The organism is Actinobaculum suis (genome assembly GCF_900102025.1).
In the GTDB taxonomy this organism is placed as follows: Bacteria; Actinomycetota; Actinomycetes; order Actinomycetales; family Actinomycetaceae; genus Actinobaculum; species Actinobaculum suis.
The window spans coordinates 220,181-245,248 of the sequence record NZ_FNAU01000001.1 but is presented as its reverse complement, the minus strand read 5'-3'; the positions used below and the strand labels follow the sequence as shown (position 1 = coordinate 245,248).

At 55.6% G+C, this 25,068-nt stretch carries 16 protein-coding genes and 2 tRNA genes; 12 read left to right on the top strand and 6 right to left on the bottom strand.

Annotated elements, in window-relative coordinates; translation table 11 throughout:
• The first annotated feature begins 57 nt into the window (after nt 1-57).
• Nucleotides 58-657, top strand: a complete 600-nt coding sequence (locus tag BLT47_RS00970) for a mycothiol-dependent nitroreductase Rv2466c family protein (RefSeq protein ID WP_049619893.1) — start codon at nt 58-60, stop codon at nt 655-657.
• Nucleotides 658-899: 242 nt separating this feature from the next.
• On the opposite strand, the gene BLT47_RS00965 is transcribed toward BLT47_RS00970, so the two are convergent.
• Both BLT47_RS00965 and BLT47_RS00955 read right to left on the bottom strand, forming a co-directional pair.
• Nucleotides 900-2,888, bottom strand: a complete 1,989-nt coding sequence (locus tag BLT47_RS00965; RefSeq protein ID WP_074660757.1) for a M13 family metallopeptidase — start codon at nt 2,886-2,888, stop codon at nt 900-902.
• A 327-nt stretch (nt 2,889-3,215) separates the two neighbouring features.
• Nucleotides 3,216-4,448 (bottom strand): type IV toxin-antitoxin system AbiEi family antitoxin domain-containing protein, encoded by a 1,233-nt coding sequence (locus BLT47_RS00955; protein WP_143021729.1) that lies wholly within the window; start codon nt 4,446-4,448, stop codon nt 3,216-3,218.
• 445 nt (nt 4,449-4,893) lie between these two features.
• Between BLT47_RS00955 and BLT47_RS00945 the strand changes: the two genes are divergently transcribed.
• Nucleotides 4,894-5,346, top strand: coding sequence for a ribose-5-phosphate isomerase (locus BLT47_RS00945; protein ID WP_074660747.1), 453 nt, complete (start codon nt 4,894-4,896; stop codon nt 5,344-5,346).
• 768 nt (nt 5,347-6,114) lie between these two features.
• Here the strand turns inward: BLT47_RS00945 and epsC are convergent.
• From epsC to BLT47_RS00930, 3 genes are all read right to left on the bottom strand, one after another.
• Nucleotides 6,115-6,669: a serine O-acetyltransferase EpsC gene (gene epsC / locus BLT47_RS00940; protein WP_074660872.1), complete on the bottom strand. Its 555-nt coding sequence runs from the start codon at nt 6,667-6,669 to the stop codon at nt 6,115-6,117.
• 362 nt (nt 6,670-7,031) lie between these two features.
• Nucleotides 7,032-7,967, bottom strand: coding sequence for a cysteine synthase A (gene cysK, locus BLT47_RS00935; RefSeq protein ID WP_074660744.1), 936 nt, complete (start codon nt 7,965-7,967; stop codon nt 7,032-7,034).
• A gap of 695 nt (nt 7,968-8,662) precedes the next feature.
• A complete protein-coding gene (locus tag BLT47_RS00930) occupies nt 8,663-9,307 on the bottom strand; it encodes an IMPACT family protein (protein WP_074660741.1) in 645 nt (214 codons plus the stop codon).
• A 353-nt stretch (nt 9,308-9,660) separates the two neighbouring features.
• Here BLT47_RS00930 and rpmF point away from each other — a divergent pair, with 353 nt between their 5' ends.
• Nucleotides 9,661-9,825, top strand: a complete 165-nt coding sequence (gene rpmF, locus BLT47_RS00925; RefSeq protein WP_074660738.1) for a 50S ribosomal protein L32 — start codon at nt 9,661-9,663, stop codon at nt 9,823-9,825.
• A 355-nt stretch (nt 9,826-10,180) separates the two neighbouring features.
• On the opposite strand, the gene BLT47_RS00920 is transcribed toward rpmF, so the two are convergent.
• Nucleotides 10,181-10,254, bottom strand: a tRNA-Pro gene (locus BLT47_RS00920).
• A gap of 489 nt (nt 10,255-10,743) precedes the next feature.
• Here BLT47_RS00920 and BLT47_RS00915 point away from each other — a divergent pair.
• The 9 genes from BLT47_RS00915 to BLT47_RS00870 all read left to right on the top strand — a co-directional run bounded on the left by BLT47_RS00915 (nt 10,744) and on the right by BLT47_RS00870 (nt 24,758).
• Nucleotides 10,744-10,817 (top strand) — tRNA-Gly (locus BLT47_RS00915).
• Nucleotides 10,818-12,821: 2,004 nt separating this feature from the next.
• Nucleotides 12,822-13,706, top strand: coding sequence for a LysR family transcriptional regulator (locus BLT47_RS00910; protein WP_074660735.1), 885 nt, complete (start codon nt 12,822-12,824; stop codon nt 13,704-13,706).
• 507 nt (nt 13,707-14,213) lie between these two features.
• Complete coding sequence (locus tag BLT47_RS00905) at nt 14,214-14,855, top strand: GNAT family N-acetyltransferase (RefSeq protein WP_049618793.1); 642 nt, start codon at nt 14,214-14,216, stop codon at nt 14,853-14,855.
• Between the two features lie 436 nt (nt 14,856-15,291).
• On the top strand, nt 15,292-16,896 hold the full coding sequence (tig, locus tag BLT47_RS00900; protein ID WP_256332487.1) for a trigger factor: 1,605 nt from the start codon (nt 15,292-15,294) through the stop codon (nt 16,894-16,896).
• Between the two features lie 479 nt (nt 16,897-17,375).
• The gene (locus tag BLT47_RS00890; protein WP_074660727.1) at nt 17,376-20,306 is read left to right on the top strand and encodes a metallophosphoesterase family protein; all 2,931 of its coding nucleotides are present in this window, start codon (nt 17,376-17,378) and stop codon (nt 20,304-20,306) included.
• Between the two features lie 625 nt (nt 20,307-20,931).
• Complete coding sequence (locus tag BLT47_RS00885; protein ID WP_049618790.1) at nt 20,932-21,549, top strand: ClpP family protease; 618 nt, start codon at nt 20,932-20,934, stop codon at nt 21,547-21,549.
• A gap of 87 nt (nt 21,550-21,636) precedes the next feature.
• A complete protein-coding gene (locus BLT47_RS00880) occupies nt 21,637-22,263 on the top strand; it encodes an ATP-dependent Clp protease proteolytic subunit (RefSeq protein ID WP_049618829.1) in 627 nt (208 codons plus the stop codon).
• Nucleotides 22,264-22,679: 416 nt separating this feature from the next.
• Nucleotides 22,680-23,948, top strand: a complete 1,269-nt coding sequence (gene clpX, locus BLT47_RS00875; protein WP_049618789.1) for an ATP-dependent Clp protease ATP-binding subunit ClpX — start codon at nt 22,680-22,682, stop codon at nt 23,946-23,948.
• 501 nt (nt 23,949-24,449) lie between these two features.
• A complete protein-coding gene (locus BLT47_RS00870; RefSeq protein WP_049618788.1) occupies nt 24,450-24,758 on the top strand; it encodes a chorismate mutase in 309 nt (102 codons plus the stop codon).
• Nucleotides 24,759-25,068: the final 310 nt, after the last annotated feature.

The following is a 25,068-nucleotide window of genomic DNA, read 5'->3' as shown; positions in this document are numbered from 1 at the left end:
ATAATGAGTGTACGCGGCTTGGGTCTCATACAGGTCGCGGTGTGGAAGACTTAGATCATGAGCACAAGAGTCGAGTTTTGGTTTGACACGGCATGTCCGTGGACCTGGATTACTTCACGATGGTTGCAGGAAGTGGCGCAGTTGCGCGGCTTTGAGGTGCGATGGCGGCCGTTTTCCTTAGACATTCTTAACGAAGGCAACAAGGAATGGCAAGAATCGCATCTGGGCACGGGAACCTTACGGGAAATTGCCCAGCTCACCATGAAACTTGCGGAATGCGAGGGCAATGCGCGGCTCGATGAGTTCTACACGAACTTCGGGAGAGCCGTATACAACGACGGCCGAGTATTCGGCTGGGAAGTAGCCGCAGAAGTACTCGATGCCATGGGGATTCCCACGAATTATGGCAATGACGCCCAGCGCTGGGATAACGCCTTGCGGGAATCCACGCAAGAAGCACTTGCCAGGGTGGGGCATGAAGTTGGCGTGCCCGTTATTGCCTTCGACGAGGTAGCTTTCTTTGGCCCGGTTATTTCTCCGGCTCCGCATGGGCAGGAGGCACTCGATCTATGGGACGGATGTGTTGCCCTGGCAAAGACGCCTGGATTCTTCGAGTTGAAGCGCTCGCGTGGCGAGGCAGGGCCTATTTTTGACTAGGTTGAAATCGCGGAATTGGTAGCCGGTAGGTTGGGTACTAATTCCGCGATTCCGGTTCGAAATAACCCCACTAAGCAGACGAGTGAAATTACATAAAAGTAGCGTGGTCCTTGTGTGTTTCCTAAAACATACAAGGACCACGCTATTTTAGTTACCTGCAGTTAACGTTGGCCGTTTTTATCCTGGAGGCAGCGCAGGTGAGGCTGGGTCGTGACCGGCAGCGCTACCAGAAAACTACAGCGCTACCAGATACGGACGCGTTCTGCCGGATCCAGATACAAGGCATCGCTTTCTTGAACGTTGAAGGCCTGCACAAAGGCGTCCACGTTCTTGACCACGCCGTTGCAACGGAATTCTCCGGGCGAGTGCGGGTCGGTGGCGATCTGCCGTTCTAAGAATTCGGTACGCACCTTTTCTTGCCAGATTCGCGCATAAGAGAGGAACACTCGCTGGGCGGCTGTGAAACCATCGATCACCGGGGCCGTATCTAAAGTTAAGCCTTTCCGCTCCAAATGAATCAGGTAAGCCTTAAAAGCAATAGACAAACCGCCCAAATCTCCGATGTTTTCACCCAAGGTGAGCTCGCCATTCACGTAGAATTTCGAATTTGCCTCGAACTGTTCGGGCTTATACGCGTTGTACTGAGCTACGAGAGCGTGCGTACGCTTTTCGAACTCGGTGCGATCCTTATCGGTCCACCAATTCTCCAACGCTCCAGTTTCGTCATATTTCGATCCTTGATCGTCAAACCCGTGCCCGATTTCATGACCTATCACAGCGCCGATGCCGCCGTAGTTTAAGGCGTCGTCGCGATCGGGATCGAAGAAGGGGAACTGCAAGATTGCGGCAGGGAAAACGATTTCGTTCCACTGCGGATTGTAATAAGCGTTGACTTCCTGCGGGTTCATAAACCATTCAGATTTATCTACAGGTTTGCCAAGCTTTTCGATCGAGCGTTGGAATTCGTATTCGTGCAGGGCCGCTACATTAGCTACCAAGTCGTCGCCCACACTAACCGCGGAATAGTCCTTCCACTGCTGCGGGTACCCGATCTTCGGGGTGAAGGTATCGATCTTAGCCAACGCACGTTGCTTGGTCTCCTCGCTCATCCAGTCCAAATCGCGGATTGAGCGGCGGTATGCTTCCAAAAGGTCCTCCACGAGGCCCTGCATCTTCGCTTTCGCTTCCGGCGGGAAATACTTCGCCACATAAAGTTTGCCCGCACCTTCACCGATCATGGCGTTAACTAGGCCGACGCCGCGCTTCCACCGGTCGCGTTGCTCGGAAGCACCGGAGAGCACCGTGCCGTAGAAGCTGAAATACATATTGTCTATTTCTTCACTCAAGAAAGTGGCGTACGCCCGCAAAATCTGCCACGACGTATAGATCTTGAGATCCTTTAGCGGAGCGCTTTCCCAAGCAGCTGCAGCGCCGGCTAAAGCATCCGGCGTCAACACTGTAATAGTTCCGAGATTCTTGACATCATAGCCCGCCGCGGTAAGCGCACCCGCCCAGTCAAAACCGGGGGCGCGAGCAGTGAACTGATCGAAAGTCATCGGATTGTTCAGCAGGTCAACATTGCGTGAATCAACAATGTTCAGGTGGTGAGCTGCAATTTTCCGTTCGAAGCGAATAACGGCATTCGCATAGCGGGAAGCCTGTGCGGATTCGATGCCAAGGCCGAGCGCAAAAAGCTCCGGCATGAAATCCAGATAGTCCTCGAATACCGGGGCGAACTGAGCCTCCCGGTAGTAAGCCTCATCGGGAAGACCAAGGCCGGACTGCCACATATGCACAACATTCAGATCGGGATCAGCGAAGCTCGAATCCACACCAATTCCGAAGAATGTGCCAACACCACCACGCATAAGCTTGCCGATACAAGTTGCAAGTGCGCGCTTATCCGGGGCAGCAGCAACCATGTTGAGGTAACTGAGAATCGGCCGATTTCCCTTCTCATTCGCGGAATTAGTATCCATCCAAGAAGAGTAGAGATTCTTCACCTTCGAAGCTTCGGCTTCAGGATCACTCGCATCAATTTCCTCGATGATTTCGCGCACGTGTTCTTCTGCCTCATCACGCAATTTCATAAAGGAACCGATACGGACCTCATCGGCGGGAATTTCCTCTGTATCTAGCCATTTGCCATTAACCGCGCGGAACAGGTCGTCCTGGAAACGCACCTGCGAATCGCGACCACTGAGTACTTGCTCCATTTGTTTCTGGGTCATAGGAGAACCATAGTTGAGGCTACGCCCAGATGCGATTTTCTTATTTTGCGGCGAAGATCGCAAAACCGTCAGGCCGGTAGGGGTGCGCGAAGAACCAACTTGGTTGCTGGGTGGGCTGTGGGGTGGGCTGTGGGGTGGCTGTGGGGTGGGCTGTGGCCGAACGATCGGAGCGAGCGAAAAGTAAACTCTGGCTGCGGGAAAGCTGCGAGGTGAACTGCTGGGTCAGCTGCTGGGTGAGGTGCGAGGAGCGCTGCGAGGTGAGCTGCGGCTGAAGGACAGAGAACGGGTGCGGGGCCGTCTTACTAAAAATGCCGCGGTTTCCGGCTTTCAAGTGGGAGAATCTCCTCGTCCGGCGGGGCAGTTTCCCTCAGTCATGGGCGCCGCGACCGGGCTGGGATGCCGACGTCGTACCGAATCTAAATCAAAACCACGTGCAGCAAGAGCTAAACCTACCCGACGCGTCAATTCACAGTGGTCCCACGGTAAATGCGGCAGATTCAGTTCCGCTTTGCCGCGCGGGTCGCTGCAACGGATGCCGTCTTGCCGTTCGATCTGGTTGATGCGCCATTCCTCGATATCTTTGCGCCAATGGTGAAACGGGGTTGGTGCAAAAGCTGTTTCGGTTTCGGGATAACGCGGACGTAAATCATCCGCGGTAAAGATTTCCTCGCGCCAATGCACTGCAGTTCGTTCCGCTCGCCGCACGAAATCACTCTGGCGTTGTTCCGGGAGGCGGTGGTGTGCGCCGTCGTACTCGAGAGCGAGGCGGTGGCGATCGTACTGCAAATCCGGGGTTCGTTTACTTTCAGGTAGATCTCGGATTGGCGCATTGACGCGAGGCTCAGGAAAACCCGCTGCCATTAAAGTAAGACGGCATCGAGTCTCCTGTGCCGAATCCGCGCCCCGCCGGCTCAAAGACACAGCGAGACGGGCAACTCTAATTCCGCGTTTTCGGCGATGTGCGCGAACTGCTTTCATCAGCCTTACGCCGGAGGAGAAAGGGCGACGCCGTTTTTCATAGCGCGGCCGCGGTTGGCGGACCAAATAATCCGCAATTTCGGTGGCTTCATGTACGGTAAGGCTTTTACAAATGTCGATGAAAGCGCGTTCACGTGCCATGATACGGATCGGAGTACGGGTGCGCGGGTGCTTGATAACGACGACGTCGCGCTTGGGCACCTTGCCGTAACTCCAGCGCACACCGTTGGTGATTTTGCGACGTTTTTTGGTGGTGACGCGGAGACAAATATGGACTCCCTCTTCCCAGGGTTTGATCCGGCGGGGAAGCGGAAAACCCCAAAAGCGGGCGGCACTTGCGTGACATACCACGGCTTGCGGAAAACGCCGGGCGAAAGCGGCGAGGAGGTCGAGCTCGGTGACCGTGGTGGCGGCGAGAGCATAGAACCCGCGACTGACACGTTTGATGAGTGGGCTGCGTAGCATTCTCGGGGAAACACCGTGTTTGAAAGCCTCCGCGATACTAAAAACGCCAAGGCGGGTAAGTGCGGCAGAACGAACCTGCGCCGAACGCCGACTTTGCGAAGGAAGAATGGTTTCCATACCGCCAGGATGCGGAAAAACCGTCTGGCTAGCCGGCCAAGCATGCGGGCCGGTGGATACTAGTGCCGCCAACCGGGCTGTGGAAACCTCGCTCCGCTTTCATGTTTTGGCACCAATTCCGCGAAAACTGCTAATGCAGACTTCGGCCACCAATTCCGCGATAGTTGCGCTTATCTACCAGCTGCCCCCAAACCAAACGGAAGTAGGGGTTGGATGGCTTGTGGGAACGTGCGGTTGAAACCGCGATGTAAAACGCGGAAAAGGTACAGTTCAGTGTCTAGTTCCGAGGAAAGTTATAACGCCCGATTACTAATTCCGCGGAAAGCGTTAGCCCTGCATCTAATATCGCGGAATTGGTGAGCAAGGAGGGCGAGTATGCTCATGCTCTTTGCATAAGCAAGGCGAAAGGCCACAAAATCACCGTTTCACGAAATAGAATTGGGCCATGCGAGTACACATTGGAACCGACCATGCGGGTTTTGAACTTAAAGAATATATTGTGGCTAAACTGGGGAAAGCCGGGTACGACGTCGTCGATCATGGCGCGAAAGTCTATGACGCACTCGACGACTATCCGGAACCATGCATTGCCGCGGCAGAGGCCGTTGCGGCTGATCCGGGATCACTGGGCATTGTGCTCGGAGGCTCGGGCAACGGCGAGCAGATTTCGGCTAATAAAGTGAAGGGGATTCGCGCTATTCTCGCGTGGAACGAGGATACAGCGAAGCTAGGCCGGGAGCATAATAACGCTAATGTTATTTCAATTGGCGCTCGCCAGCATACGCAGGAGGAAGCCCTGCAACTAGTCACCTGGTTCCTGGAGACCCCGTTCTCGGGCGATGAGCGGCACGTGCGTCGCATCAATAAGATCGCTAAATATGAGGAAACGCGCGGTTAGAACCACCGATAGGTTAGAACCGCGGATAGGTTGTAAACACGGACGAGTCGTAACAACGGGCAGGCTAGAACCACATGCAGGCTAGGACTGTGCGCAGGCTAGAACCACATGCAGGCTAGGGGTACCATGCTGATGCTCGTATTGCGCGTTCTGCGCGCGGGCTCACGCTGATTTCCTGGTCACATGCGAGGTGCGCGGATTTAGGCAATCCTTAATGACAGCTGTCCGGATACCTGTCCATCCGGGCAGCTCTCCAACCGGAGACTTACCTATCTGGATACTTGCCTATTGGGACACCTATGTGCTCGTCCGAACAGACTGCGCGGCACTCGCAGGCGAGGCAGTTCGCGGTCGGAACGGTGCTATGGAACCACAAGGTTGAGAAGGTGGCACGGGTGTTGCATTCGTGCAAAACGCAATGAAGCGGAAATATGCACTAAATAAACATGTATTGAAGGGGCGCGACGAAACAGGAAACCCGGCGAAACACCCGGATAGGATCGGCGGGCAAAATCCTTGCGCCGGCTAATCACCGGGCCTGGGTGACCTGAGTGCGCTGGCGTGCGTGCAAGCCTTTTGGCTGGTAAGCGTGCGGCGGTGCAGACGTGCGACGGCTAAGTGCCGGGGCATACGGCGTCGTCCGTTGATGCCGGTACCCTGCGTGTTTATGTGTGTTTATGCGTGTTTTGGGTGCTTTCGGTGTTTTGGGCGTTTTTGGTCTTTTCGTGCCCCGCCGAGCCCCGGTTACGTTTTCGGAATCTGCGGCTGCTAGATGTAAATCGCCGGGTCGATGAACCATTCCTCGGCTGATGATGAGGTGTCGGTGCGGTTTTTCGCGGGTACGCCAACCGCGGTGGCGGCTTCCGGTACGTCTTTGACGACGACGGCGTTCGCACCGACTTGTGCATTATCGCCGATTGTGACTGGGCCGAGGACTTTGGCGCCCGCGCCAATAGTGACGTTATTGCCAATGGTCGGATGGCGTTTCACGGGTTCGGATGAGGTGCCGCCTAGGGTGACGCCGTGGTAGATCATGCAGTCATCGCCCACTTCGGCGGTTTCCCCAATGACAACTCCCATCCCATGGTCGATAAAGAACCGGTGACCAATTTTTGCTCCGGGGTGGATTTCGACACCGGTGAGCGCCCGCGTTAACTGGGATAAAAGACGTGCTGGGAGTCGGAGTTTTTTCGACCGGTTCCACATAGCGTGAGAGATTCGGTGGGCCCAAACTGCGTGTACACCCGAATATGCAAGTGCAACCTCGAGATTTGAACGGGCTGCGGGGTCATGATTGCGCGCCGCGCGTAGGTCCTCGCGCATTTCCACGAGGAACTGGGGTTTTCTAAGCGATTTTTTCACAGCAGGTCAATCTCCAAATCTGCAGTTCTACTGCAATGTCATACTAACGGGCGCTTTTGCCGCCGGCAGCTACGAAGACGGCAATGCGCAAACCGCGGAATTAGTACCCCACTCCAAATCTTCGAGACTAATTCCGCGAATTTGGTCGGTTCTAATCAGTGCGCAAAAATGCTGTCAACAAGAATCGCGGAATTGGTGGGTGGGGCGGGCCGAGTTGGCAGAGCCGAAGTTTGGCCCGCCCCAAGTCGTGCCTTATGTTCAGCGTGTACATTGCACACAGTCGGGCTGAGTCAAAGTACACGCACGGGCACTCTGATTATTACTTATTCTTTATAGCCGTCAAACAGGGCCGTAGAAACATACCGTTCACCAAAATCGGGAACGATTGCAATGATGTTTTTGCCCGCGGTTTCGGGCCTCTTCGCGATCTCGACGGCGGCATAGAGAGCAGCTCCGGCGGAAATACCAACGAGCAAACCTTCCTTGTGTGCCGCGTCACGCGCGAACTGGATTGCCGCATCACCCGGAACTGGGAATACCTCGTTGTAGATTTCGGTATCCAATACGTCTGGTACGAAGTTTGCACCAATTCCTTGGATCTTGTGAGAACCTGCCCGGCCTTCAGATAGAAGAGGAGACTCTGCTGGTTCGACTGCTACAAGTTTCACGTCTGGATTTTGTTGACGCAAATACCGGCCGATACCGGTGATTGTCCCGCCGGTACCGATTCCGGAAACTACATAATCGACCTTGCCGTCGGTGTCTTCCCAAATTTCCGGCCCGGTCGTCCTCTCATGGATAGCGGGGTTAGCCTCGTTGGAGAACTGGGATGCCAGGATCGCATTATCGGTACTTTCGGCAATGCTCCGAGCCCGGTCCACTGCGCCCTTCATACCATCCTTTGGGTCAGTAAGAACTAGGTCAGCTCCGAAAGCACGGAGCAGAGCCCGCCGTTCCACAGACATGGAGGAAGGCATCGTGAGAATAACGCGATAACCGCGCGCGGCTCCCACCCAGGCCAAACCAATTCCGGTGTTTCCGCTCGTCCCTTCTACAATCGTTCCGCCCGGCCGGAGTGCGCCGGCCTCTTCGGCCGCATCCACAATTGCCACGGCAATCCTGTCCTTAACTGAATTTGCCGGATTGTAAAACTCGAGTTTTGCTAGCACTTGGCCGGGATTGCCGGCATTGAGTTTATTGATGCGAACGAGGGGAGTATGCCCGACTATCTGGGTTGCGTCATCATAAATACGTGCCATTGTTATAAAAACCTTCCGTTGTCACTGTTTCATTTACAGACCAATTCCGCGATTTGCGTGTACGCGGGTACACGGATATGCCAAATCTGGTCTTTTCAAATGGATTTGCGCTGTTGCCGCGCTAGCGGCGTCGTCGTAGGAAACGCCAAAATAGAAAAATTGCTTGGAGTATGTTTGAAAAAGAGAATTTAAACCAAGCAAAAAAGAGCGCCGAGAGCACGCCACAGGGGCGCCAGTAATGCTCGGCGCTCTAAAGACACATACAGGTGACAACGGAAGCGGAAAGACTCAGCGCGGTACGCATATGCCCTCTCCTTTCGCTCCCGTTGACGAACAATACGTCCAATATAGCGGATGTGGCCGCGAAGTGCACAGGTTGTCTAAATATGCCCATGGAGAACGAAATCAGGAAAAGTTGCGTCCGCGCGCGATATGGAAGCTCAGCGCGCGATGTGAAGCGATAAACGCATGCGTCGCTCCGAGTACCGGAAATATAAGCCAAAAATTTGCCAAACGCGCGGTGCTGTGGGTTAGTCAAACGCGCGGTCAGGCAAGACTAGCCGGGAGTAGGTAAATATGAAGATAGGGGAGAAATCTTCGCAAGGGCTAGGGAGCGCTCTCCCGAGAAAAGGGTAGGGAACGCTCTCCCGGGAGAGTTTTCAGAGCGGAGCGTGCGTTTCGGATCGAAACGTCCGTTAGGGGATCGTCCCGGCGGGAACTTCCACGATTGTTTCCCCGGTTTGTCGGACGTCGGCAGCGCCACTGGTGAGAGATGCGACCAAACCGCGGAATTGGTCTTCCTGGTCTGTAGCGACGGTTACTTGGACGCCCGATACGAGATATTCCGGGGAAGTACGGAACCCTGCAGATTCAAGGGCCGCAATGTGCCGGCCCGCATCGGCATGCCGCAATTTCACTTGGTATTCGGGCACGACCTGGCGCTCAAAGATTTCGGCGCCGCGCAGAGTTTCGATAACCGAGTCAGAATAGGCAGAAACAAGGCCGCCGGTACCCAACAGTGTGCCCCCAAAATACCTGGTCACAATGGCGACCACGTCCAAAAGCTGCCGGCCGGTAAGTACGTCAAGCATGGGCCGGCCTGCCGTCCCCGAAGGTTCGCCGTCGTCGGAGGAATGCAAAATCGGGCTCGCGTGCGGAACTGAAATTGCGTAGGCGGTGCACCAGTGCCGGGCATCGGGGAAGCGATCTTTTTCGACGGCGATTGCGTCGCGGGCCTCTGCTTCGGAAGAAACACGGCGTACCACGGTAATAAAACGTGAACGCTTGCGTTCCAGCTCATGTTCTAAATGGGCCTGCGGGGCGAGGACATAAATGGGCATACCCTCATCGTAAACACCAATTCCGCGGTTTGTGTTGCTGGGGCTACTTTGTCACCCTGCCACCTTGTTACCTTGGAATGCGTTTATCGCGGTATTAGGCGTGGACGGGAACCGCGGAATTGGTAACCAGTGGAACTAAATCCGCGTTTTAGGCCACTTAGTTCCTCGTTACTGCAAGGTGCTCAAAGCGTGATTGAGGTGTGACCGAGTAGCAAGTACGGAAAACTGGCGTAAAGGTATGTGTCTCGCGTATCATGTACCGATGTGCGTGGCGCGCATGCGCTCTCGCGTTGTAACTATTTGAAAAGTGGCTGCACAAGAGCGGCCTCGATGAAGGAAGGAGCGGTAGACATATGGCAGTACCTAAGCGCAGGATGTCCCGCAGCAACACCCGCTCTCGTCGCTCGCAGTGGAAGGCGGCGCCGATCCGGCTCCAGACCGTCCGCGTGCGTGGCCGCGAAGTGCGTATTCCGCGCAGACTCGCAAAGGCTTACCAGAGCGGACTGCTCTCGGACTAAGAGTGTTACTCACACCGCAATCACATATTGCGGTGACGCTCAATGCCCCGGTTATCCGGGGCATTTTGCATTTAAGTCGTGTCGCGTGGAAACAACTTCTTGCCGGTTCTTCCTCCGCATGCACCAATTCCGCGGTTTCAGCGATATCACCCAGCACAATTTAGGCCCTTTCGGTGAGTTTCGTGTACGACGTCGTACAACCCGTTTCGTGTAGATCGCAACTGTGCGATGCGCTCTCGAGAAACTCGGTGTACAAGGTAACAGCAGTACGCACAAGCGAGCCAATCGCAGTTGGTAGTGCAAGGAAAAGTTAGGATCCCTCGGCATGCGGGAGATGTTGAGGGATCCTACAGAGTCGGGACGGCGGGATTTGAACCCACGACCCCCTGTACCCAAAACAGGTGCGCTACCAAGCTGCGCCACGTCCCGTCTGGCAAAAACACCAAACAACTGCTCCATTGTATGCGAAGATCGGCCGGCGCGGCGCGTTATTTTTCTCATGTAGAGCCGCAGGGTGGGTACCAATTCCGAGGTTTGTGTGAATTGCGGTTGCAAAAAGCTCCTTCACCCAACCGGTTGGCAAAACTTGGGAATACGTGAGGCTATGGGTACGCCCGGGGAGCAGGGAGCCTGGGGAGTAGAGATACGTGAGGCTGCGGATACGCCGGAGAAAGCGGGGATCGCTGAGGCGACTGAAATATCAGTCGAGGCCGGCTAGGAAGCAGAGAAAATGGCCGGTAGGGAAGCAACCTGCCATGGGCCAGAGGCTCCGCGCAAGGCAGGCTCCGCGCAAGGCAAGCTTTGCGCCGGGCAACCGTTGCTCGCACCTCAGTCAGTGTGATGTAAGATACGGCGCGCGCGAGGTGTTTTCCTGGTACAGTATCCAAGTCGCATTCAATATGTTCGAACTGCGATTACGCGAGTGTAGTTCAATGGTAGAACCTCAGCCTTCCAAGCTGATGATGCGGGTTCGATTCCCGTCACTCGCTCCATTTATTCCCCAGCGGAGCGGCCAAAAGTTTCCAGCAAGCTGGCCAAAGAAAACCCATAACGAACGATGGTGGTATAACGCCGCGCGTGAATCATGCATCTTCAACCCGCCAATCGCGGCAGTGGCGGGAGCTGTAACAGGTATAGAGCAACCGGTATAAGTCAACGTCTATAGGTCCGATGCGGCGGATGCTGGCGTACCAGGGTCGTGCTGTATCTCCGTGCGGAGAGCAAGAATTTGCTGTTGGGGCCTGCATCCTTTTAGTGCCGGGAGCCGGGTTAGTGCCCGAAGCCTGGTTAGTGCCGGAAGCCGGGGTTACTGCAGCAAGTTCGGGTTAGCACCGCAAGCTTGGCTAGTACAACAAGCCCAGGAGACGTGGCCAAATTCTCTTCGAACGCTGTACATGTTCTGTATAGACCCGTCCGGCACAAAACAGGGCTAGCGAGTATCTCGGGTTTTCAGTTCGGGCGTTTTGGGTTTCTCCTCAGAGACTAGTTAGATGCCACTCCAAAAGGTAATCGGGAAAAGACGCTCGCGGTGCAGGGCATCCCTATGTAAAACCGGCCGGCATCAGGCCTACCGGAGCCCGCAGATGCACACCATACTGGAGCGATCTCCGAGTGGCGGCTTTGCGACTAGCCCGTTGCTGTTCCCAACATTCCGCCAGCTGCTATCAGTGAATCGCCGGCTGCTATGAGCAAACCGCCAGCCGCTCTCAATAAACGAACGGCTGCTATAAGCAAACCGGTGACTGCATAAGCAACCGCGCTCCTGTCAGCGCTCCAGCAGCCGCTAAAACAATTCGGCAGCGGTTACCAAAACGATTGCCAAGTAACCCCGCGCTCCTTAGACCCGTAGGAGCGCTGTTATCCTGCGTACACGTTCACAAAGCTACTCCAGCTAAAAACCTCAGCTCACCCGCAAGCGCGTAGTGTTCAGCGCCGGCACTGCCAGAATAATCAGGTTTATCTTCACTTTGGAACGGGGCGACGCTGCACCTCGCGGTTGTGAGCTCTTAGGTTTTCGAGCGCATGGGATTCAAAAAACTGGTGGTCACGATGCTGTGCTGCTTGGGGTGCGGTGTGGCTGGGTTTACGGCAGCGCTTGATCGCGGTGCGTCTCGGGTTCTGGCGTTGCCTAGGTTGTGGTCGTGTGTGATTCCGGCTCTGTATGGCTCATGATGCTGCCGTTCACTGCGGTACTTGATTGCGATCCGGTCTGGGTTCTGGCGCTGCTTGGTTGGGGTGCTGCTTGCTTTGGTTATAGCCAGATTGGGCCCGGTACAGGCGCGCGCGTAGACGCGCCCTAGCTGTAGACGAAATGCGCTCTATCGAAGGAGGGTACAGGCGCGCGCGTAGACGCGCCAGAAGCGCACGAATGGCCCAAAAGCGCGGAAGAGCTTCAAAAACTACAATCAGGCATCTCGCGAAAAACTTGACGTGCTGCATTTTGAGGTTGAAGCTGAAGAAGTGCCTGTTCAGGCAGGTTGTTTTTGCCGAAGCATAATCAGCTTGGCGAACTATCCACAGAAAAATAGATTTTTAAAGCAAGCTGGGTGAACCCAGCTTCGCTCAAAAGTGGTCCACCGCACGCCAGGGTTAGCTCTTTCTAATGTTTGCCGAATTGTAAAAGGGGTTATCTTGCTCGCCTTACGGCCACCCTTAGCGGCACTGCTGAGAGCTTGCCGCACGCGCAAATTTTGGAAGGCGTAGAATTTGCCCCTTCCAGCTGTCATTAGAGTGGTATTTACAATCCGCAGGTCAATGAGCCTGTAGGGGCCGCGCGAGAGCTCTCATAAACGGCGATCCGCAAACCGTAACGGTGGGGCGTGCTAGCCGTGCGGCGTCGGCCTGGAGCAGATGGGCGAGCGGCGAAAAGTTCGAAATCGCGGAAATGGTTCGCAGAAGAAGCGAAAGACTGAAATGTGGCGGCGGTAACTGTACAAGCCTGTGGATAAATCCAAAACAGACGTGAAGTTGTAGATAGCGCCGGTTACTCTGTGGCTATGAGGCATGACCTTAGTCCTGACGCGATGCGATACGCAATTATGGTTTCCCGCACCGGCTCGTTCACATTGGCGGCCCAAGTGTTCGGGATGGCACAACCGACCCTGTCCCTCGCGGTCCGTAAGTTGGAAAAACAACTCGGCGCCGAAATGTTTACCCGAACGTCCTACGGCACCACGATGACGCCCTTTGGTGAGCGGGTGATTCCGCTGATGCAAAGAGCGCTTGACGCGCTTTCGGATGCGGCTACGGAGGGCAAGCGATGGCTGAATGAGCAAAAGCGGTTCCTACGCATCGGCGTTTCTGACCTCATTGGCGGCGACGTTATCGGGCGACTCTATGCGGCCATCCGCGAACTGCCAGAACGGCACGATCTGGCGATTATAGAGGGACCCATGGAGAGCCTGCGTAGCAGACTGCGCAAGTCAAATTTCGACCTAATAATCGGACCGGGGGCCGGAAGGTGCGGCGGGCTCGTGAGCCGGCGTGTGATTTCCGAGCCAATCGCAGTGGTTAAAATGCGGCCCGGCAGAAGAGAAATGATTGAGTTTAATGAAATCGCACAACGAAATTTTATTATGCCCAACCCTGATAATGGCCTCGGGGATTTTATTCAAACGTTCTTCCAAGAACGACTTTTTAAACTCAATACGTATTTTGATGAGGCTGACAGCCTACGCAGGATGGAGGAGTGGGCGCGCGAAGGGAAAGGCATCGCGCTCATCCCGCAATCCATGGTTAACCCGGAAGAATACAAGTGTCCGCTCTTGAAAGATAATGGCCGTCTGGTCGAAATCACCCACGAGGTGGCTTGGCGTCCCGATACCCGCCTAGCTCCGGTGCTTGAATATGTCGTTTCCCGGCTAATCGAGAGGCGACTCTAGGAGCCAGTTCTTCGGCACTTTTTGGGGTCTTTGGTCTCCTTTTGGGCGTCGTTCGGAGGTACCTGCTTGAAGTGGTTGCTTAAAGTTCCTGCTTGAAGTGCCTGCTTGAAGTGAATGCTTTGAGGCGTCTGGCTCGTGGTGTTTGCTTTGAGGCATTTGCTAAGGGGAGCCTAATTAAGGGTGTAGGTTCAGGAGGGTTCTTCGTTGGGCGTTTACGCGCGGCGAGTTTGCCCGGGTTTTAGAAAGATTTGCTCGGGGAACGTCTCCTGGGTGTAGCGGATACGTTGCGGTTTTTGGCTGGATGGTAAAGAACGACGACGGGTATCGGGCCGCGCGCTCCCCGCGCCGTAGTTTTCACGAAGAATGTTCTACCAAGGGCAGTTCGACTAATTTGTCTGCGAAACGGTATGTTGGTGTTACCGGCCCGGATCGACAAGGCACCGCGTACGGCGTCGGCCTATGTAGGCTGTTAATGCGAAAGCGGATGGCGCGTGCCAGAATACGGGTGTGGATGATGCTTTCAAGGTTGCGAATGATATTTTCGAGTTGCAAACGCGACACCTGGATTTGACGGGGTGGCGGCGCGGAGACGCGGAAAAATGGGCCGCTATTAATGAAGATAGCAAGGCTCGGGAATTCATCTCTGGTTCCTTTGATTCCAACCACGCTTTGGATGAGATCTCCATGTTCCAGGGTGATCTCATTAATCACGGTTTTGGGTTGTGGGCGGTGCGTGTGCGGTACGGTCTGCGTGACCATGGAGAAGTGGTTTTGCGGCCGGGGGATTTGATTGGTTTTGCGGGGGTGACGGCGGCACCGTTGCCGGAAGGGGAGACGTTGTTGTACGCCGGCAAACCAATTCAGTGGCAGCTTTCGTGGTGTCTTGATCGTGAAGTGTGGGGCATGGGTTTGGCCACGGAAGCGGCGTTGAAAGTGCGCGATTACATGTTTGGGGTGATCAGGCTTCCGGTAATTGCGGCCTGTGCTCCGGCTGTGCATGGGGCCAGCCTGCGCGTCATGGAAAAAATCGGCCTCAAAGACGCGGGAACGTACGAGGAAAAGATGATGCCCGAAGAGATGCGGGAAACCGTGGTGCGGGCCATGAGTTACGAAGAGTGGCTTGCACATATCCAACACGCGCTCGCCTGAGGGCGAGTAGGTTTTCTTTGAGCGCGCACAAATCGCGGAATTAGTACGAGAGCGCGCACCCACTTGCGACTAATTCCGCGATTTACGTATCCACGAATGGCTTAAGTAGACACTCTCGAATCGCGGAATTGGTTTGAAGCTTGGTTTGTGAAACGAAAACGCGGAATTGGTGCGGAGGAGAGAAATGGAAGGCTTTTGGCTCATCGCGCGCAAAGAGCTCGTGTGTAAGAATCCTCACGGCCAGTTTTCCCTCCGTGCCGACTAATTCCGAGGTTTGCGTAACGCGCTCCACTTAAAGCGCGGCCCTATGGGCGCGCACGGAACCGCGGAATTAGCTTAGAATTAGCGGGTATGCCTGAACGCGAATGCGCTTCAGGCCTGTCAGTGGCCACGTGCCTTCAAGCGGGGCGATTTTCGCCCCTTACATACGTAGTACATGGAGAAAGTAGTGAAGAGCTCCTACGAACTTCTCGAAGAGACCCGAGCAAAGGTGTCTATCGAGGTTCCCTTCGAAGAATTTAAGCCCGAAATTGATAAGGCTGCCAAGAAAATTGGTAAACAGGTCCAGATTCCCGGCTTTAGGCGCGGGCATGTTCCCACGCGCGTGTTGGAAGCCCAAATCGGGCGGGAAGCGATCGTGGAGCAAGCCGCGAACGACGCTATGGACAACTATTACACGCAGGCACTGACCGAAAACGAGTTGGTGCCTCTCGGGAGCCCGGCGGTCGACGTCGTCGAACTTCCGCTCGATCCGGGTTCCGAGACCCCCTTCTCCTTCGACGTTACCGTGGATATTCGCCCCGAGATTATCCTTCCAAACCCGGCGGATATTACGCTCGAAGTCGATCCGGCTTCGGTGAATGAGGACGACGTCGAAAAGGAACTCACGGACCTGCGGGAACGTTTCGCTTCCTTGAAGACGGCGGATCGGGCCGCGGCCGACGGGGACTATGTGACAATCGATTTGACGGCAACGATTGCAGGCGAGGAAGTGGATTCCGCTTCCGGCGTTTCTTATCGCGTGGGTGCCGGCAACATGATTGACGGTTTGGATGAGGCTCTTACCGGCCATAGCGCTGGCGAGGAAGTCACCTTCACTTCGACGCTGGTTGGCGGCGAACACGAAGGTGAAGAAGCTGAGGTTTCTGTCAAGATTGAAAAGGTACAGGAACCTGATCTGCCGGAAGCTGACGATGACTTCGCCCAGATGGCGTCGGAATTTGACACGATCGAGGAACTGCGCGCCAGCTTGCAAGAAAAGGCAGAAAAGGCGGCGAAGGAAGCCCAGATTGCGCAAGCGCGGGGCAAGTTGCTCGAGCACTTGCGGGAAGTCGTGGACGTGCCGCTTTCGGATTCGCTGATTGATGCCCAGGTTGAACAGCATCTGCAGGCCGAAGGTAAGGAAGGCGACGACGAACACGGCGAAGAGATCCGTGACGACCTTGCTTCCAGTCTGCGCGATCAGCTCATGCTTGACGTCCTGGCCGATAAGTTCGGCGTGCAGGTGCAGCAAGATGAGCTGCTCAACTTCTTGGTGCAGCAGTCTCAGTTGTACGGCATGGATGCGAACCAGTTCCTTTCCGCGGTTATGCAAACCGGCCAGGTGGGGGCCTTCTCCGGGGAACTTACTCGCGGTAAGGCGCTCATTTCTGCCCTGCGCCTAGCCACGGTAGTAGACACCGACGGGCAAGACGTAGACGTTATCGCGGTAGTTGGGGAAAAGCCGGAAGAAGAAAACGCGGAACCTGACTTCTCGCAGGAACGCAAGCGTCCGGCCCCGAAGAAGTCTGCGGCCAAGAAGGCGGCGGCTAGCACCGCGAAGTCGGAAGAAACCGACGCCGCAGCGGAAACCGAAACCGCGGAAGCGGAAACTGTAGATGCGGGTGACGACGACGCTTTTGATCCGGCTGATGCGAAGATTGACGACGTAATGGAATACGTCGAGGGCCAGGACGCGGCGGAAGTGCAGCGTGTGCTGGAGGCTGAAAAGGCTGGCAAGGCACGCAAGTCGCTCATCGCCAAGCTGGAGAAGCTGATCTAATCAGGATCTAACGGCGGCCCGAAGCCCTCCCGGATTGGATACAAGACGGGGAAGCTAAAAGCCAAAATGTAATACCGAAAAGCGCGTGGGGGTGTGCTCAGAGCACACCCCCACGCGCTTTTCTTTCCCCAGGGGGACCAATTCCGCGATTTCGGTGTGTCGGGCGCGGGCTTCGGTGTGTCGGGCGCGGGCTTCGGTGTGTCGGGCGCGGGCTTCGGTGTGTCGGGCGCGGGCTTCGGTGTGTCGGGCGCGGGCTTCGGCGCGTCGGTTGGGGTTCTCTGTGTAACTGGTGTGGGACGGTGCGCTTCTTCTTTTCTTCTCGTGTGGCGTTAGTTGCACCGGGGTGACGAGACGCTCTCGCGGAAACCGCGGAATTGGTGCACCGAGTGAGCGGGTGCCGGAATTTCTTTCTTGGTTACCAAAAATTTACGAGGATTCCGTACTTTTAACGCGTCAACCACGCGATTGGAAAGGCAAACATGCAATCCTCGAAACTGCGCAAAACGGTGGCGGCAATGGTTAGCTTTGCTTTCCTGCCGGCCGCCTTGTGGGCCGTGCCGACGCCGGCCCAGGCGGAGCCCGTTCTGCAGCCAGGGGTGGACTCGCCCGCCTTGGCTTCTACGAACGAAAACCCGACAGTTGTTGACGGGCGTACCGTCCCGTTAGATCCACGGCCCGGCTTCCGGGTTCTTCCGTATCTGCAACGTCCCTCGGATACAGGGATAACAATCAATTGGTTTACCGAACTTGGAACGGAAGCGAAAATCACCGTCACCGGTCCGGGACTGCCTGCAGAAGGAAAAACCGAAACAGTAGCCGGTGTGCATAACCCGGTCAACGATTATCAAGATTATGAACTGACGCAGGGCGATCTTACCCGGAACAAAGAACTAAGAGTTCCGCAAGGAGCCTGGATCCGGGCAGATAAGCCGTACAAATACAGCGTCGACCTGACCGGCTTGCAAACTAATTCCGCGTATCAGTACACCGTAGAGGTGGATGGGTATGCGCATTCTGCATCTTTCCGTACGCTTCCTACTCCAGGTAGCGAACTCGTAGAGCCCATACACATTATTGCTTTCTCGGATACTGAAACTGACCCGATTGGCCGGGTGACCTACCGCGAATGGGAACAGACCTTGAATCTTGCGGAGGGCTCGGAGGAGCGACCCGGTGCCGGTTCTGCTTGGGATCAGAAATTCGGTGGTAGTACGCGTAACGGAAAATATGCCGTGAATTACGCGGTGACGGAGGATCAGGCGCAACGACTAAATAATGCAGCTATTGCGCAAGCCGCGCCGGATCTGCTTCTGCTCCCCGGTGATATCGCGGAAAGAGCTTCCTCGCAAAGCCATTGGGATGAATGGTTCCGCTATTTCGCGGGGGATCAGGGCCATATTCTTGACTCTATTCCGGTGATTACTTCTCTCGGTAACCACGAAGTTTATGGTTACGGAACCCCGGAGGATCGGACCGCGGTGATTCGGGCGCGCGCCGCTTATAACCAGGTTTTTGATACCCACGGTTCTGATAATGCGAATGCTCGCGATGCCTACCATCGCACGGATTACGGCCCGATTACCGTTATTTCTTTAGATTCGACGAACGGTCAGCCGGACCAATCGCCTAATTCGGATTCCGCGCCAGCCCCAATGACGGGTAATGACGCAAATATTACAAAGGAACAACTCGGTACCGACACGCAGAACCAGTTTACGATGGAGGAAATTAGGCGCGATTTCCCGAAAACGGTAGAGCTGGGCTGGTGGGGAGAGGGGCAAGACCCTAATTCTGTAGATCAGCCCGATTTTATGCCGGGTTCCGAGCAGTACAAGTGGCTGGAAAAGCAGTTGCAGGACGCGCGTGCGAAGGGACAAACGATCGTCGTGCAGTACCACCACGTGGCCTATTCGAATGGCGTGCATGGCACCACGATGGGCCATGAACATGCGGACCAACAGCCGGGAACGCCGATGCGCCACCTGCAGCCGCTTTTTGAAGAGTATGGTGTGGCCGCGGTGTTTTCTGGGCATGATGAAATGTTCCAGGCTTCCTATGTTGATGAGAATAACGACGGCGTGGGCGTCTACCACTGGGATGTGGGCGTGGCTTCGGATGGGCTACGCGGCGAGAAGATGGTCCAGCAGGAGGATGGCACTTACGCACCTTTGCGTTTCAACACGCATTCGGTGTGGATGGCCCAGGCGGATGAACCCGAAAAGTGGGAGACCAACGAGGCTGGAGTCAAGCATTTGGTTTCGGGCGGAAAACATTACGGACATCTAGATATTACGATCGCTCCATATACGGGGCCGGCCCTCGATTCTGGCAAACAACCAGCAGCGAGCATGGTGATGACACCGATTTCGCTGTTCCCGATTTTGGACGATAACTATGACCTCGAGCGCGTCGAGCGCCGCGTACTAGAATCCGGGATCCAAACGGTTTACCTGGATGACAATGGCCTCCCGCTTGCCGGCAAACCCGTTTCTACTAATTCCGAGGTTTCTGCCGAGGGCGGGGACGAGGTAAAGGACGACGCCGGCCAGACTGGTGCCGACGACGTCGGCCAGACCGGTGCTGAAGGTGCCGAGACCGGAACAGAGACGGGTGCTGAAGGTACCGAGACCGGTGCCGAGACTGGCGCTGAAGACGTCGGCCAGACCGGTGCTGAAGGTGCCGACAAACCTGCCGTTGAAAAGCCCGCTGGTGTGTGGGCGGTTGAAAATGACGCGCGTGGTGTGTTGTATGTGAATGCGTGGGGTCAGGGTAAGGCGGATCGTACGGTTAACTATGGTAACCCGAACGATGAAATCATCTTTGGTGACTGGGATGGTGACGGTATCGATACGCCGATGGTGCGCCGGGGCAACCTCTTCCTGGGCACGAATGGGTTTAGTGGTGTTGCCCAGTTCGAGTTTGCCTACGGTAATGCTGGTGATGAAGTCCTGGTAGGGGACTGGAACGGTGATGGTAAGGACACTGTTGCCGTAGTTCGCGGTAACCAAGTGTTCGTGCGTAATTCGCTGACCAGCGGTGTTGCTGACGCGGTTTACGGTTATGGCAACCCTTCCGATACCCTTATTGCGGGGGATTGGAACGGTGATGGTAAGGATACCTTGGCCGCTGTGCGTGGAAACGTTTTCTACGTGCAAAGCAAGCTGGAAGATACCAAGGCACCGCTTGAGTTTGCTTATGGTACTGCTGGTGACCGCGTGATTGCTGGTGACTGGAACGGTGATGGCAAGGACGGGGTTGGCGTTGTACGCGGCAACCAGTTCTTCTTGAAGAACGAATTGGTTTCTGGCGTGGCTGATGAGGTCTTTGCTTATGGTAATGCGAAGGATGTTTCGGTGGTTGGCGATTGGGACGGGGACGGAATTGACACCCCGGCCGTAGACCGCCGCTAACACGAAGCTAACACCGCTAGCGCCGTAGCTAACACCGTAGCTAGCGCCGTTGCTAACATAACGCCGGTTTTGAGCCGCTAACGCCGCTAGCGCGGAAACAATACGCTGGCGCCTAACAAGTAATGCGTAACGCGCTAGTGCCAAAGCAAACTGCTAGCGCGGAATCAAAACGCTAGCAGTGCGTAAGTAAACCGCTAGCGCCTAAGTAAATACGGAACCCGGGAGGTGCGAGGCCAGCCAGGCCCCGCACCTCCCGCTTTTTCTCCCGCGCACTAATTCCGCGATAAATGCGGGTTGGCACAAGAACACAAACCGCGGAATTGGTACCTAGAGGGTGGAGAATATGGGGCCGGGCAGGTCCGCTATGTGCCGCCTGCAGACAAGCACATCCTTACCCGCATAAATGAGCGATGGGGCGCAAGCAGCAAAAGTGGGTCTTGCCCGAGCAAGGCCTTCGGAATTGGTACTATGCGGGAGATGCGAGTAACCATGCGCCATAAGCGAAAAAGGGGCAACTTGGGATGATTCCGGTTTCATTCGACCGTTAAAGTCTTCAGTGGTGTTCAGGGCTCCAGTGGTCGCAAGGTGCCCGAAGGAAGGAATCTAAGTGCAAAACTCTGCAAGAATGGCAGCGGAGCAACCGAATATGCTCGGTGACTCGGTGTACCAGCGGCTCCTAAAGTCGCGAATCATTTGGTTGGGTTCTGAGGTTAAGCAGGAGAACGCAAACGAGATTTGCGCGCAGCTTATGCTTCTGGCGGCGGAAGATCCCGATAGCGATATCTACCTGTATATTAATTCTCCTGGCGGTTCCGTTACTGCTGGCATGGCCATTTATGACACGATGCAGTACGTGCAACCCGACGTCGTGACTGTGGGCATGGGCATGGCCGCCTCGATGGGCCAGTTCTTGCTTTCCGCTGGCACGAAGGGGAAGCGGTACATTACCCCGCATACGCGCGTGCTGATGCACCAGCCATCGGGCGGTGCGGGCGGCGTCGCGGCCGATATCCGGATTAACGCAGACCTCATCTTGGCAATGAAGCGTGAACTTTCGGAATTGAATGCTGAGCACACTGGAAAGAGTGTGGAGCAGATTCTCCAGGATTCCGAGCGCGACCGCTGGTTCACCGCCCAAGAGGCCTTGGAATACGGCTTTGTGGATCACATTATTCAACCGTCTCAGGCCATGCTCAAGGGTGAAAAATCAGACTCTGATAACAATGCGGAAGGCGATAGGTAAATGAATATCAATTTTAGTTCGGCGGGTGATTCACTGCGCGCGTTTGCCGGTTCCTCCCGCACCCTACCCGTGGGAAGGGCCTCTGACATGCCCGAATCTCGCTATATTCTCCCGGATTTCGAAGAACGCACCCCGTACGGGTATAAGCGTTCGAATCCGTATACGAAGCTTTTTGAGGATCGTATTATCTTCCTTGGTGTGCAGGTGGATGATGCGTCTGCCGACGACGTAATGGCACAGCTTCTGGTACTTGAATCGATGGACCCTAATTCGCCGGTGACTATGTACATCAACTCGCCGGGTGGCTCCTTCACGGCCCTTACTGCGATCTACGACACGATGCAGTACATCAAGCCGCAGATTCAAACGGTATGCCTGGGGCAGGCAGCTTCGGCCGCAGCGGTGCTGCTTGCGGGCGGTTCTCCGGGACGGCGCTTGGCTCTGCCCAATGCACGCGTCTTGATCCACCAACCGGCGATGGAAGGCACGCAGGGCCAGGCCACCGACATTGGGATTATTGCAGACGAGCTTGATCGGATGACGGACTGGCTGGTCAACACCTTGGCCTTCCATTCTGGGCAAGACCCGGAAACCATTCGTTCCGATATTCAGCGGGACAAGATTCTTACCGCGCAGCAGGCGAAGGAATACGGACTCGTCGATCAGGTGCTCGAATCGCGCAAGGAAGAGACTCCGGCGCAGATCGTCAAGTAGCACCGGCAAGTAGTATCGCCAAGTAGTATCGATCAACTTTTGTAAGAAGGTCCCGGGAAGTGTAGTGCCTCCCGGGACCTTTGCGTACCTATCTCCGCATACCAATTCCGCGGTTTCGGCGAAGCCGTCAACCAATTCCGCGGTTTGTGTTGGTGGGTCATTGATTTCGCGGTCCCAGAAATATGGTGTGCCGATTCCATTGGTCCAGAAGCATGGCCACCAATTCCGCGTTTTGTGGGGTATTTCGAGAATTTTCGAGCGCGGCGTCGTTATTCATGGTTTGGCCTGCGCAAATGTTATCGGCCTCGGCTGCGTGTGCTCGGCGCGCCACGAACAGGTCTAACGCTTCTTCCGCAGGAATTGTATTGTGGTGGTGTCGTTAGGAAAATGTAGGCGACCAAGGAGAATGTTGTTTTATGGCGCGCACGGTAGACGCTGCGGAAACCCTGAAGTGTTCGTTCTGCATGAAAAGTCAGCGGCAAGTTAAGAAGCTGATTACCGGTTCCGGAGTCTACATTTGCAATGAATGCATTGAGCTGTGCAATGAGATTATTCAGGAGGAGCTGGGAGACGGGGAAGGGAAACTCGCGCCGTCGAAGCTGCCAACTCCGGTCGAGATTTTCGATTTCCTCAACGAATACGTGATTGGCCAAGAAGAAGCCAAACGTACCCTTTCGGTGGCGGTTTACAACCACTACAAGCGGCTTCGCGAGCTAAATAAACCAAAGAAACAGGCGCAGAAGAACGACGTCGAAATTGGTAAATCGAACATTTTACTCCTTGGACCTACAGGAACCGGGAAAACATATCTGGCGCAGTCACTGGCCCGTATGTTGGACGTCCCGTTCGCCATTGCGGACGCGACGGCGCTGACTGAGGCCGGGTACGTTGGGGAAGACGTCGAAAACGTCTTGTTGCGGCTTATCCAAGCCGCCGGTGATGACGTCAAACGCGCCGAAAGTGGCATTATTTATATCGACGAAATCGATAAGATTTCGCGCAAATCGGAAAATCCTTCGATTACGCGTGATGTTTCGGGCGAAGGCGTGCAGCAGGCTTTGCTCAAGATTATCGAGGGAACGGTAGCTTCGGTTCCGCCGCAAGGTGGGCGAAAGCATCCGCAAGGCGATTATATTCAAATCGATACGTCTAATATTCTATTTATTTGCGCGGGCGCTTTTGATGGAATTTCGCAGATTATCGCGCAACGGGCCGGCAGTGGCGGGATCGGTTTTGGGGCACGCTTGCACGACGTAGAGGCCGCACCGGACCAGCTCGCTGACGTCACGCCAGATGATCTCCATCGTTTCGGGCTGATCCCCGAGCTAGTGGGGCGGTTGCCGGTGATCGCCACCGTAAACGCGCTTACCGAAGCTGATCTTATTAAGATCCTCACCGAACCTAAGAATGCGCTAACCAAACAATATCGGAAGATGTTTGAGTTAGATGGGGTGGGGCTGGAGTTCGACGACGACGCACTCCAAGCAATGGCGCACGAGGCCATGGAACGCGGCACCGGCGCACGCGGACTCCGCTCGATTATGGAACGGGTGCTGGCCAGTGCCATGTTCGAAGTGCCTTCGCGCGAAGACGTTTCAGACGTGGTGGTGACGCGAGCTGCCGTGCTCGGGGAAGACGATACGGAATATATCTTGAAGGGAATGGCTTCAGACAAGACCGCCTGAGTGGCGTTGCCGGGCCGTCTAAGTGAGTGGCGTTGCCGGGTCGTCTAAGGAAGCTGCCTCTGCAATCGGGGTTGGCCCCCGAACGGTTTAGGTCGGGGTTGGCCCCCGAGTAGTTCAAAACGCATTGACTAGCTGCTAACCATCCGTGCCACTAATTCCGCGATTTTGGTGGAGGTTGCGCCAGCGCTTCTACACGAACCTGAGCGAAGGCTGGCTTACTTACACGTGCCGGCTACGCACGGGTTTTTGCTGATGCATGGGGCTGGCTTACACGCGCGCTTTCGTTTACGTGCGGCTCGGTGGGCGCGGGTGCTGGTCGATTCATCGTTAGCGTCCTTAACCCAGCGTTCGTGCGGCTCGGTGGGCGCGGGTGCTGGCCTTGGCTCGGGTCCTACTTATGTGTGTGGCTTTGTTTTACGCGCAGGCCCGCGTTATGGTCGGTACTCGTGCACTGCCACATGAAATAATTGCCTCTGGAAAACGATAACTAGGAGAGAAACGATGGTCGCGGAAGAAAGTTATGGAGTCCCGCCGAAGCTAGCGGAGTTTCGCCGGCAGCTCGACCAAATCGATAGAGAACTGGTAATTCTGCTCGCCCGCAGATTTCGCGTGACGGACGCCGTCGGGCATTACAAAGCGGAAAACGAGATGCCACCCGCCGATCCAGAACGGGAAAAGCGGCAACGGCACCGCATGCGTGAGCTGGCCGAACGCGAGGGATTGGACCCGGACTTTGTGGTGCGTATCCACTCGACCATCGTGGATGAAGCAACCGAAAACCACCGCCGCATCCAGCGCGACCAGCAATAAAAATTATCTAAAACTGGCGGCACCGCGCGAGTTACATTCGCGTGCTGGAAGCAGAGATCTGAACATGAGGCAATAAGAAAAAGGAAAATCGACGACGCCGAACGTCAAGCGGCTGGTGAGCCCCGCACATAGGAAATCAGGGGATGGGGCGTGGTCGGATTCGCATCGCCTGCTCTCGGCGGATTCACATCGCCCGCTCTCGGATGGGCTCGCAGCCGCGCAACTGGCACAGAAGGCCCAACCTTCACTCGGGGCGCGGTACGCCAGACCCGCAACCGCGGCGGGGAAGTTTGCTTCTGAGCTACCAGGC

Coding starts and splice junctions, on each gene's coding strand:
- BLT47_RS00970 (WP_049619893.1), top strand. CDS start 58: ATGAGCACAAGAGTCGAGTTTTGGTTTGACACGGCATGTCCGTGGACC.
- BLT47_RS00965 (WP_074660757.1), bottom strand. CDS start 2,888: ATGACCCAGAAACAAATGGAGCAAGTACTCAGTGGTCGCGATTCGCAG.
- BLT47_RS00955 (WP_143021729.1), bottom strand. CDS start 4,448: ATGGAAACCATTCTTCCTTCGCAAAGTCGGCGTTCGGCGCAGGTTCGT.
- BLT47_RS00945 (WP_074660747.1), top strand. CDS start 4,894: ATGCGAGTACACATTGGAACCGACCATGCGGGTTTTGAACTTAAAGAA.
- epsC (WP_074660872.1), bottom strand. CDS start 6,669: ATGCGCGAGGACCTACGCGCGGCGCGCAATCATGACCCCGCAGCCCGT.
- cysK (WP_074660744.1), bottom strand. CDS start 7,967: ATGGCACGTATTTATGATGACGCAACCCAGATAGTCGGGCATACTCCC.
- BLT47_RS00930 (WP_074660741.1), bottom strand. CDS start 9,307: ATGCCCATTTATGTCCTCGCCCCGCAGGCCCATTTAGAACATGAGCTG.
- rpmF (WP_074660738.1), top strand. CDS start 9,661: ATGGCAGTACCTAAGCGCAGGATGTCCCGCAGCAACACCCGCTCTCGT.
- BLT47_RS00910 (WP_074660735.1), top strand. CDS start 12,822: ATGAGGCATGACCTTAGTCCTGACGCGATGCGATACGCAATTATGGTT.
- tig (WP_256332487.1), top strand. CDS start 15,292: ATGGAGAAAGTAGTGAAGAGCTCCTACGAACTTCTCGAAGAGACCCGA.
- BLT47_RS00890 (WP_074660727.1), top strand. CDS start 17,376: ATGCAATCCTCGAAACTGCGCAAAACGGTGGCGGCAATGGTTAGCTTT.
- BLT47_RS00885 (WP_049618790.1), top strand. CDS start 20,932: ATGGCAGCGGAGCAACCGAATATGCTCGGTGACTCGGTGTACCAGCGG.
- BLT47_RS00880 (WP_049618829.1), top strand. CDS start 21,637: ATGCCCGAATCTCGCTATATTCTCCCGGATTTCGAAGAACGCACCCCG.
- clpX (WP_049618789.1), top strand. CDS start 22,680: ATGGCGCGCACGGTAGACGCTGCGGAAACCCTGAAGTGTTCGTTCTGC.
- BLT47_RS00870 (WP_049618788.1), top strand. CDS start 24,450: ATGGTCGCGGAAGAAAGTTATGGAGTCCCGCCGAAGCTAGCGGAGTTT.